The organism is Halodesulfovibrio marinisediminis DSM 17456, assembly GCF_900129975.1.
GTDB lineage: Bacteria > Desulfobacterota > Desulfovibrionia > Desulfovibrionales > Desulfovibrionaceae > Halodesulfovibrio > Halodesulfovibrio marinisediminis.
In genome coordinates this window covers 1-10,619 of record NZ_FSRG01000011.1, presented here as the reverse complement: position 1 = coordinate 10,619, position 10,619 = coordinate 1, and the positions used below count along the sequence as shown (strand labels likewise).

Here is a 10,619-nt window from a genome sequence, read left to right as displayed (position 1 = left end):
GTAAGGGCAGCGATGCCTTCAGCTAACCAGTACTAATAGTCCGTGAGCCTTATTTTTCTACATCAAATCATTCTTTTCCTCCCTTAAGATTATATTTCAGGGTTAGCCCTTTGATGTGGCAGCAAGGTAAATATTGCTCGCCTTTCCAAAGAACTGACTGACCCGACATATTTTTCTTGGTGGCCATGGAGGTTGGGGTACACCCGATCCCATTCCGAACTCGGAAGTTAAGCCGACCATCGCCGATGATACTGCAGGGGAGCCTGTGGGAAAGTAGGTCGCTGCCAAGATTTATTTCTAAGACCGCGTTTCAAGCGAAATGCGGTCTTTTTTTTGTTTGATCGATGGTACGCCGTGAAGTTGTGGACGCCCGTTAGCTTTGAAGCTAGTGGGCGTTTTTTGTTTCTAGACACTTCATTTTTCCTAGCTGATAAGAGTGAAGAAACATCTAAGGGCGCAACGCTCAATTGAATACTGTGCCCCGCAAGGTAATTGCTGTTTTGGGCTGGGCTTGGATAAGAACTTTTTTTGCATCCTGCTTGAATCAGAATAGAGAAAACTAGCCTTCGGAATAGATAGCCGTAGGGATGAGAGAAACAAATTCATGGGACACTCTATTCTATTCTTTACGATGAGACCTTGATGCTTTCTTTTAGGAGCACAAAGAAAAGTTAAAGGTTTCCTTTATGGGGATAACAACTGCTCTGCGAATTCGGCAGCAGAAGGTTTTAACCATTGGTTTTGGAATGTACTCAATTGGTGAGTTATCTTTCTTGTTGGCAAGTATTGCCGAGGAAGCACAGATCATAACAGATCAGCAATCCTCTTTGATGCTAGCTACGGCTATTTTAAGTATGCTTCTGACGCCAGTGACATTTAAGCTAGCTCCTGTTGCATATGCTTTGTGTAATAAAGTATTCTGTCTTGAAGGCATTGAAACAGAACCCTATGTATCCGATGGGAAAAGGGACCACGTAATTATTGTGGGTGCAGGGAAAGTAGGTTTTGCGTTCGCAAGCATTTTAACGGAATGTTTAATCCCGTTTGTGATGATAGATATAATCTCTCGGCGTTCTTGGCTGCAAAAAAAAGGTTTTCCAATTATTTTTGGTGATGCCGCTGTGCAGGAGGTATTCGATTCCGCCGATCCAGTGGATGCAAAACCTACTATTGTTACTCCTCCAGCTACAACCGGATGTTTCCCGCTTATAGATACTATTCGATCTCGTTACAAGGCGATAGTAATTATTGCGAGTGTAGATTCTGATGAGCAAGTTGAATTGCTGAATGCATACGGCATTGATGTGATTATTAATCCGGTCTTAGAGGCGAGCTTAGAAATGACACGTCTCGTTTTGGAGCATTTTGATATTGAAGATCAGAGCGTAGGAAGCATGCTCGCTGCATATAGAACAAAGCAGTATACCGCAGGACAGCTTGTTGCGCCGTTTGATGATTCAGAGGGCACGTAGCGTGGAATTATGCGTTATGAGGCGAGGATATAATCTTCCCCAAGGGTATATCCTTTAGTTTGCATAAATTCTTCAAGCTGTTCGTTCGCGTCATGCCCCCCGAGATAGGCTACAGAGAAACAATGCTTTTGATCTAGGATGGCTCGACTGACTACACGTTTTCCGTTTACGATGTTTCCAATTTTATTAGGATCAATATCAATCCAGCCTTTAATAACAACGCCGCTTTGTTCTAATAGTAGTGCCCGTTGTCTGCTGGTTTTACCTGCACCGATGACGTAAATGTTCTTTTCTGGGGAAACATAGTTATGAAGCCAATCTGCAAGGTAAGGGGACTTCATTTTATAGAAGTTTTCAACGGTGCATTGTTCGCCGGTTCGCGAGAGCCTGTTTGGTGGGTCATTCCATACAACTAATTTTTCTTGAAGCTTTGCAGCCTTGATACCAAGAGCCATCCAGCGGAGCCATAGTTCGTAATCTTCCGGTAAGTTACCGAGCTTGTATCCCCCGTAACGTTCAACGAGCTCGGCTCTATACATTGTACTAGGGTGGGCAAAGGGAGCTTCTTGAAAACGTCTTAGGCTTATCTCTTCAGGTTCAAGAAGAGTGTTTGTCCAGTCCACATACCGTGCGTATCCTCCAGCTGTATTTCTGTTTCCGCCAAACTCCACACATGTTCCTAATATGCCTATTTCAGGATGTCCGTGCATATAGGAAACTTGCTGTGCTAGCCGTTCCGGCATGGAATAATCATCTGCATCCATACGTGCAATAAGGCGTGCTCGCGTTTTTGATAGCCCGAAGTTGGCTGCTGCTGCTACTCCGGAGTGGGGGATTGTGAAGCCTCGAACTCTTTCATCTTGCGCAACGTATCCATTGATGACTTCAAGAGTGAAGTCTGTGGAGCCGTCATCTATGATGATTAATTCGAAATCGGTGAATGTTTGAGCAAGAATGCTGTCCACAGCAGTGTTCAGTGTTTTTGCTCCATTGTAGACGGGCATGACGACGGAAACTATGGGAGGATAGATATGCATAGGATAAAAAAATGCCTGCGATGCAGAACATCGCAGGCAATATTGTTTATCGAACAATCATAGCGCGGAGCATGTCGCTACAATTTTCCGCGTTATGGCTCATGTCGAAGAGACAATCTACAAACTTCATAAGCTGGTAGACTTCTTTAAAGTCACGGTCGAGGTCATACAGTTCCGCCATGAGGTTTTGCTTCATGCGGAATACATTGCGCTGCTGTGCACGAATGCTTCTGTAATGATCTTTTGTCTTCTGGCGGTTAACTGAAGCTGTGCCTTGTACAAGGTCTATTGTTGCTTCAAGTGCATCTTTCAGCAGTTCGATTGTCTTCGCCACTTCATATAAGTAGTCGAGAAGACTTTTCTGCATGTCTTCTTCAATGGCAAGACGGTGCATGCCAAGCCAGTTTAAAGCTTCCTGGCCTGAGTCAAGAATGTTGTCCTGACTGCGTGTGTAGTTGATGAACAGGGTCTTATCCACAGGCATAAAGAGGCCGTGCGGAAGGTGGTTGCGGATATTACGCTTAATTTTATCCGCATGGTATTCAGCTTCATCTACTTCCTGCTGAAGGGAGTAGAATTCTCTGCAAGCACCACCGGTAATGTAGCACTCCATGGACTCATGGATAAGTCCCATACCTTTTTCAATCTGTCCGTAGTGCTCAAGGAGCCCGTTCATCGGGGTACGGTCGGATAACATTCCAAAGAATGGAACGCGAAATTTCATTGCAGTTTCCTCCTAAGAATCTACCGGTAAAAAACGTTTAAAGAATCGTCCACCTAAGCAGCTGGAAAATAATAATGCTGCTGAGTGCTGCAATTGGAACAGTAAGTACCCAGTACAGGACGATTTTGAATAAAATCTGGAAGTTAACGGTACCAAAACCGCGTGCTACACCAACACCTACAATTGAACCAACAGAAGCGTGTGTTGTAGACACAGGCATACCGAGGTTGGAAGCAAGCAGTACTGTAGTTGCTGCGCCGAAGTCGACTGCAAAGCCACGTGTGTTGTTAAGAGTGGTGATTTTGCTGCCAACAGTTTCCATAACTTTATAACCCAGAACAGAAATACCAAGAGTGATGCCTAGACCACCTACAATAAGCAGCCACAGAGGAACCTCTGCGGTGGTGAGTAGGGCATGATCTCGGGCAATCATGTAGATAGCAGCTACCGGACCGATAGCATTTGCAACATCGTTGGCGCCCTGAGAAACTGCAACGTAACAGGAGGTGCCCACCTGCATTTTGCGGAACAGTCCTTCAACTGCTTCAGACTCTTCGTCAACTTTAGGGATAAGTTTATGGATAAAACTTCTGGCAATAACCCAGAAAATCGCGGTCACAAGAGGAGCAAGGTAGGAAGCATCCCACCAGGTAAGGTGCAGGTTTTTGCCGAACGGTGTCTTAAACAGGAAGGATAAGAACACCAGCGTGAATGTAAGTGCAATCCAGAAAGGAGCCCACTTACGCGCCTGCATAAGCATTTGGCTTCGGAACAGGATTCGCTTGCGGATTGATGAAAATATTAATCCAGCGATAACAGCACCGAATAATGGTGAAATAATCCAGGAAAGGACAACAAAGCCTAGTTTGCCCCAGTTAACAACTTCCGGTCCGCCAACAACAAAGCCAAAGCCGAGAATTGATCCGACAATAGAGTGTGTGGAGGAAACAGGAAGCGCGGTAAGAGTTGCAACAAGAACCCAGAGGCCTGCAGACAGTAACGCTGCAAACATACCGATCATTAGCACCTTAGGATCGGTAATCATTTCTGGGTTGATAATCCCCTTAGAAATTGTCTTGGTAACTTGAGCACCAAGAAAAACTGCGCCAGCGAAGTTGAGAACACCCGCAATAAGCACAGCTTGTTTAATTGTGATGGCCTTTGCACCAACAGCAGACGCCATTGAGTTGGCAACATCGTTTGCACCGAGGTTGAACGCCATCATGAAACCGGCCAGCACAGCCAGCACAAGGAAAATAGTATATATATCCATACTTTTGGAGATTCCGATTGTTTGGTTCTCTTTTGCAGCAAACGTAAGTTGGTTAGTCTGCTGAAAAAGGCAACACTATTGTCAAAATCAATTCCGCACCGTACTGTCGCGATGTAACATAACAGTCATACAATTGCCACAATGTAGCGGATAATAAATGCCATGAACAACTATTCCATCCGTAACAGACTCTTAACGGGGATGTTTCTGCTGCTAATGGTAGCACTCATTCCGCCGTTTTATTATTTTGATTCATCATTACGTACGGATATCTTGCGTGATGCCCAAAGTAGAGCCGTCACTTATTTGAATACTGTTGCCTGGACGACGCATGAGAATACGTTTTCTAGCATACAGGAATTTGATGCTTGGCTAAAGGAATTATCTCAACAGCTAAATGTTCGTGTAACGTATATCGTGGAAGGTACGGTGGTGGCTGATACCAACGTTCCTTATTCAGAGTTGCCTAAGCTTCCTTCTCATGCTGACAGACCGGAGATACTCGCAGCCCTTGAGGGGAAAACCGGTGTAGAAGTCAGGTATTCTACTACTATCCATAAAGATTTGATTTATGCCGCGCAGAGCGAAAAGGCGCACGGAATTATTCCTGCCGGAGTCTTGCGTGTCGCTATCCCTGCATCTTCAGCAAGCGAGCGTTTGAACAGACTTGAAGCTGGTATGATGTGGGTGTTTATTTTTACAACCTTTGGCACGGTACTGTTTGGTTACCTTGTTACGAGACCATTCCTTATTTCAATCCGTAGACTGGCCAGTGCGGCACAATCAATTGGGCTGGGTCAGTACCAGCGTCGAATTCGCACCTATCCCGGAACAGAGTTTGAGCCGCTTGTTACGGCAATTAATGACATGGCGCAGAATATTGAAATGCACCTCAGGATGGTTGTTGATCAGAAGAAAAGGTTGGAAGCTGTATTTGACGGCATGACTGAAGGTGTCATGGTGCTAGATGAACGCGGCCGTATTCATTCTTGCAACACCGCATTAACAAAAATGCTTAGCTGTGTAGATGGTTGTGAAGGCAAGACAGTTATTGAAGCGACAATGCAACCGGACTTACAGCAGACAGTGGATGATATTTTAGGATCTCCTATTCCGAAGAATGCAAGTCTTGTTCTTGAGTTGCCGGATTGTGTGTTTCTTGCTGTGAACCTTGTGCCGTTCCGTGATCGTCAGGAAGCTCGGAAAATGGTGCTTGTATTTCATGATGTAAGTGAAAGAGAGCAATTGGAGCGTGTGCGTCGTGACTTTGTAGCAAATGTTTCCCATGAACTAAAAACACCACTCACCAGTATTAAAGGCTACGCCGAGACCCTTATTGATGCGCCGGCTACACCGCGTACTACCGCCGTGAAGTTTTTAGAGACGATATTGCGCAATGCTGATCACATGACAAAAATGGTAAACTCTTTATTGGTATTGGCGCGTTCTCAATATAATAAAGACAGCAGTCAGCTGACAGTCGTCGATGGTGGGCGAGTAATTGAGCAGACCGTGCGTGACATGATGCCAGCTGCATATGAAAAGAATATTACGCTTACCTACCAGTTGGAAAAAGAAAATATTTTTGTTGTCGGAGATTCTGATGGACTCACCGAGGTATTACGCAATCTTATAGATAACGCTATTAAGTACAGTCCGTGTGGTTCTACAGTTTCTGTTGGATTGCATCTGCGCGGTGGACTTGCTTCATTTAGTGTACGCGATGAAGGAGCCGGTATTCCTGCCGAGAGTCAGAGCAGGATATTTGAACGTTTCTTCAGGCTTGAAAATGAGGAAGCACCTCTTGCCAAGGATGGTAGTGCCGGGTTGGGGCTTGCCATTTGTCGCAGAATCATCCGATCTTATGGTGGTGATATCTGGGTAGAGTCTCCAATTAACTCAGATACAAATACTGGTGCTGCGTTTATCTTTACTTTGAAAAAGACCGAACGCGGTTAACGTCCTCATCTATTCGAAATTCCCATTAACCGCCGTGCTTTCTAGTTTGGCGGTTTTTCTTTTAAGGTAAGCAAGAAAGAAAATGAAAATGCAGTTGAAAAAACGCTAAAAGTGTTGCCAGTAGCGGGCTAAGCGCATAAAAGGGGGCAGCGCAGCCGCTGAAGTTATACTCTAACTAAGAGGTATAGCTGTATTCGCAAGCAATGTATGATGTGAGCCATCCGATGGTATAACCTCTTTTTGCGACATCATATCTTAATAGATACAACTTGCTGATTTTGCAAAATTGTCTATTTCGAGGTTGCGAGTAGGACTACTTTCTGCTAGCCAAGATATTTGTGGGTTTAATGGGGAAAGCAAATGATTTCGTAAGGTCATCTGCTTATGTTGCTTATTTTTCTTGCTAGAAGGAAGAACAAGATGCTTAGAACAACACGTGTGCTTATCGCAGCACTGGGTCTGGTTTTGATGTTCGGCACAGGAGCGTTTGCAGAAAAAACATACATTAACGGTATTGATGCAAACTACCCTCCTTTTGCTTATGTTGACAAAAATGGCGAACCAGCCGGCTTTGACGTAGATTCCTTGAACTGGATTGCTAAGAAGCTTGGCTTCAAGGTTGTTCATAAGCCTATGGAATGGTCAACTATCGTACAGAGCGTTCTCTCCAAAAAAATTGATATGGTTTACTCCGGTATGTCCATTACTCCTGAACGCGCTGAAAAAGTGAATTTTTCTGATCCGTACTACACCGTTGCAAGTGTCTACGCTGCTAAAAAAGGTTCCGGCCTTACTGTAGACAAAATACAGCACGATAAAGTACGTCTCGGTGTGCAGTCCGGTACTCCGCAGGTTGAGTGGCTTAAAGAGCACATGGGCAAAGAAGGCTGGAACTTCACTATGAAGTACTATGATTCTGCTCCGCTTGCATTCCAGGATGTTATGAACGGTCGTATTCAGGCTGTAGCTATGGACGCTGCTCCTGTTAATGATGCTATCGCTCGTGGACTGCCATTGGCTGTAATTGATACGTTCGGTGATCATGATGACTTCGGTGTTGCTATTAATAAAGACAACGCTGAACTTCTTGAGCTCATCAACAAGGGTATCAAAATGCTGAAAGCTGACCCTTACTGGGAAGTTCTCAAAGAAAAGCATCTTAAAGGTCACGACCACTAATCGGCTTACTGCCCGGTTATAAAGATACTATTTCAGCTGAGGGCGTTTCCATCAAAGCGCTCTCAGCTTTTTTTATTGAGTGCTATTAGGCACACCTAAGGAGGAAGGACGACCGTAATGGTTTGTCCGACATTGTATGCTAGAACAGTTAGCAGTTGTATTAGACGCGCTGCCATATATTTTACAGGGCGCGCTCGTGACGTTGGCAATTGTAGGCGGGGCAATGAGCCTTGGCCTTGTCATGGGCATTCCAATGGCGGTTGGCTTGGTCTACGGACCTCGATTTGTTCGCTTAATTCTGGGATTCTATGTGTGGTTTTTCCGCGGGGTGCCGATTTTGACACTCATGTTCCTTTTCTACTTTGGTATTTTCGACTTGTTGGGGCTTAATTTGTCTGCTCTTGCTGCCACAGCGATTGTATTGGGGATGACAAGTGCGGCGTACCAGTCACAAATTTTTAGAGGCTCTATTGAAGCTTTGCCGCAAGGACAGCTGAAAGCATCTCGCGCCCTTGGTATGTCTGATATGCAAGGTGTCTGCACCATTATTCTACCGCAGGCGCTACGTATGTCTATTCCGGGATGGTCCAACGAATTTTCTATTATTCTTAAAGATTCTGCATTGGCCTACGTAGTAGGTGCCATGGACATGTTTACACGCACACATTTTGTTGCGTCTCGAACTTATGAACATCTCACCTTATTCATAACTGCCGGTGTAATTTACTTTATTATTACTTTAGTGGGCGTAAAGCTGCTGCTCGCTCTTGAAAAGAAAGTCCGCATTCCGGGCTATACATCGTAAGGGATATATACATGCCAAGTGAGAATAATACCCCTGTTTTGCAGATGCAAAACATTTGCAAGTCCCTCAGCGGGAAAGAAATTTTACGATCAGTTTCTCTCGATATTAATCGTGGGGAGCTTAAAGTACTCATCGGGCCTTCCGGTGCGGGTAAGTCTACCTTCCTGCAGTGTATCAACTATCTGCTCATGCCTGAGCAAGGACAGATTCTTCTTGAAGGCAATGTAGTTAATACCGACAGCAAGAAAGAATTGTACAGTTACCGCCAACAGGTCGGTATGATCTTCCAGGACTTTAACCTGTTTGACCATCTCACAGCGCTGGACAACGTTGCGATTGCTCTGCGTAAAGTAAAAGGGATGAGTAAGGCTCATGCTTTGAGTATTGCAAGAAAAGAGCTTGAACGAGTAGGTCTTTCTGAAAAGAGTGACTTGTATCCTGCAGAACTTTCCGGTGGTCAGAAACAGCGTGTAGCTATTGCACGTGCGCTTGCTATGGAGCCTAAAGTGCTTCTGCTCGATGAGCCGACCTCTGCGCTCGACCCTGAGTTGGTTGGTGAGGTTCTTTCTGTTATCCGCGATCTGGCAAAAGAAGGACTCACCATGATTATGGCGACTCACCAGATGGACTTTGCGCGTGCACTGGCAGATGAGATTGTATTTATGCAGCAGGGCGAAATTATCGAGCGCGGTTCTCCGGTAGACCTTCTCAAGGAAGGATCTGGTACGCGTACTGCTGACTTCTGTAACAAGCTGTCTGATATGTGCGAGGAGCTCGACTAGTGGACCCATTTTACACAGAACAACTGCTCCCTGCCGTAAACAGAGGGCTGCTTATGAGCGTTGTGCTCATTGTTCCATCCGCTATTATGGGGCAATTGCTTGGTATCGCTATTGGCTGTTGCCGTGTTTTTGGTAATAAGATGGTTCAAAAGCTGATGAACTTTTACACTTCGCTTTTCCGTGGTGTGCCGCTTATGGTTCAGCTCTTCATCTTATATTATGGGTTGCCAAAGATAGGTATTTATTTGGAACCGGCAGAAGCAGCTATTCTTGGCTTTACGTTGTGTAGTGGTGCGTACAACTCGGAGTATGTACGTGGTGCGTTGCTCTCTATCCGGGAAGGTCAGCTTAAAGCTGCAGCAGCCTTGGGTATGAGTAAGCTTCAGACTGTACTCTGGATTGTCGTTCCTCAGGCATTCCGTAGAGCGCTTCCAGGATGTGGTAACGAAGTTATCTATCTTATTAAGTACTCATCTCTTGCTTATATCATTACATGCATCGAGTTAACTGGTGAGGCGCGCGGCGTTGCAGCGCAGACTTTCCGTTTCACCGAGGCATTTATGGTTGTAGGGGCATACTATTTGTTCCTAGTAACTATTGCAGGCTGGCTGTTAAAGAAGTTCGAGCAGCGTCTGTATATCCCGGGCTTTGGTGTTTTGAAAAATTAGTTCGGGTTATTATATGATAGTAAAAAGGGTGAACCTAATAGGTTCACCCTTTTTTGTCTTAGGAAAGCCGGCTCTTACATTTTATTCAAGGGATATTCTCTACAATGTGAGGGAAGAATGAATAATCGTATAGAATCTACTGATTGGTCAAAGTCGTTCTGTATCAACGACTTTGAGAGAGCTACACCGTTATATTCAGAAATAAAAGCAGAAAATCTCAAAAAGTTGTTGACGGCGTGAGGCAAAAAACATAGAACCTCCTTCCTCGCTACGGAGAAGCAGTTCTCAGAGCGAGTAAGTTCATTTCACAATCGGTAAAACTGAGTCGATGAACTCTTCAAAAAAAGTTTTTCAAAAACTTTTAAAAAAAGGGTTTGACAGCGGAAGGCGGAAAGCATAAACACTCCCTCCACGCCGCGAGACAAGGTTTCGTCAGACAGCGAATGAAATTAAATTTCAAAAAGTTGTTGACAGCTTAGCGGCTGGGTGGCATAAACGCCAACTCGACGCGAGGCAAAATAGCCGAGCGGAGCTTGAAAAAGCTCTTTGACAATTAAATAGCGAATCGGATTGATTTAGAGATCAGCTAGCGTCATCTGCTACGATGTAGTGGATGTCACAATACAGAATTATTAAACTGGAGAGTTTGATTCTGGCTCAGATTGAACGCTGGCGGCGTGCCTAACACATGCAAGTCGAACGCGAAAGTTTCTTCGGAAA

At 44.9% G+C, this 10,619-nt stretch carries 9 protein-coding genes and 2 rRNA genes; 8 read left to right on the top strand and 3 right to left on the bottom strand.

Features of this window, described 5'->3' with window-relative positions:
• Positions 1-175 precede the first annotated feature (175 nt).
• Positions 176-290 (top strand): 5S ribosomal RNA (gene rrf, locus BUR09_RS16490).
• 396 nt (positions 291-686) lie between these two features.
• Positions 687-1,472, top strand: coding sequence for an NAD-binding protein (locus BUR09_RS16485; protein WP_074218042.1), 786 nt, complete (start codon positions 687-689; stop codon positions 1,470-1,472).
• 14 nt (positions 1,473-1,486) lie between these two features.
• On the opposite strand, the gene BUR09_RS16480 is transcribed toward BUR09_RS16485, so the two are convergent.
• Genes BUR09_RS16480 through BUR09_RS16470 form a run of 3 tightly spaced genes read right to left on the bottom strand, consistent with a single transcriptional unit; the run spans position 1,487 to position 4,506 of the window.
• Complete coding sequence (locus BUR09_RS16480; RefSeq protein ID WP_074218041.1) at positions 1,487-2,509, bottom strand: glycosyltransferase; 1,023 nt, start codon at positions 2,507-2,509, stop codon at positions 1,487-1,489.
• Positions 2,510-2,555: 46 nt separating this feature from the next.
• Positions 2,556-3,233, bottom strand: a complete 678-nt coding sequence (locus BUR09_RS16475) for a DUF47 domain-containing protein (RefSeq protein WP_074218040.1) — start codon at positions 3,231-3,233, stop codon at positions 2,556-2,558.
• Between the two features lie 37 nt (positions 3,234-3,270).
• On the bottom strand, positions 3,271-4,506 hold the full coding sequence (locus tag BUR09_RS16470) for an inorganic phosphate transporter (protein ID WP_074218039.1): 1,236 nt from the start codon (positions 4,504-4,506) through the stop codon (positions 3,271-3,273).
• Between the two features lie 162 nt (positions 4,507-4,668).
• Between BUR09_RS16470 and BUR09_RS16465 the strand changes: the two genes are divergently transcribed.
• From BUR09_RS16465 to BUR09_RS16440, 6 genes are all read left to right on the top strand, one after another.
• A complete protein-coding gene (locus BUR09_RS16465) occupies positions 4,669-6,465 on the top strand; it encodes an ATP-binding protein (protein ID WP_084539540.1) in 1,797 nt (598 codons plus the stop codon).
• A gap of 420 nt (positions 6,466-6,885) precedes the next feature.
• The gene (locus tag BUR09_RS16460) at positions 6,886-7,644 is read left to right on the top strand and encodes an ABC transporter substrate-binding protein (RefSeq protein WP_074218037.1); all 759 of its coding nucleotides are present in this window, start codon (positions 6,886-6,888) and stop codon (positions 7,642-7,644) included.
• Positions 7,645-7,780: 136 nt separating this feature from the next.
• Positions 7,781-8,449 (top strand): amino acid ABC transporter permease, encoded by a 669-nt coding sequence (locus BUR09_RS16455; protein WP_074218036.1) that lies wholly within the window; start codon positions 7,781-7,783, stop codon positions 8,447-8,449.
• Between the two features lie 11 nt (positions 8,450-8,460).
• Positions 8,461-9,231: an amino acid ABC transporter ATP-binding protein gene (locus BUR09_RS16450; RefSeq protein WP_074218035.1), complete on the top strand. Its 771-nt coding sequence runs from the start codon at positions 8,461-8,463 to the stop codon at positions 9,229-9,231.
• Positions 9,231-9,899, top strand: coding sequence for an amino acid ABC transporter permease (locus BUR09_RS16445; RefSeq protein ID WP_084539539.1), 669 nt, complete (start codon positions 9,231-9,233; stop codon positions 9,897-9,899). The genes BUR09_RS16450 and BUR09_RS16445 overlap by 1 nt, the downstream gene beginning before the upstream one ends.
• Positions 9,900-10,533: 634 nt before the next feature.
• Positions 10,534-10,619, top strand: a 16S ribosomal RNA gene (locus tag BUR09_RS16440); the annotation flags it as partial.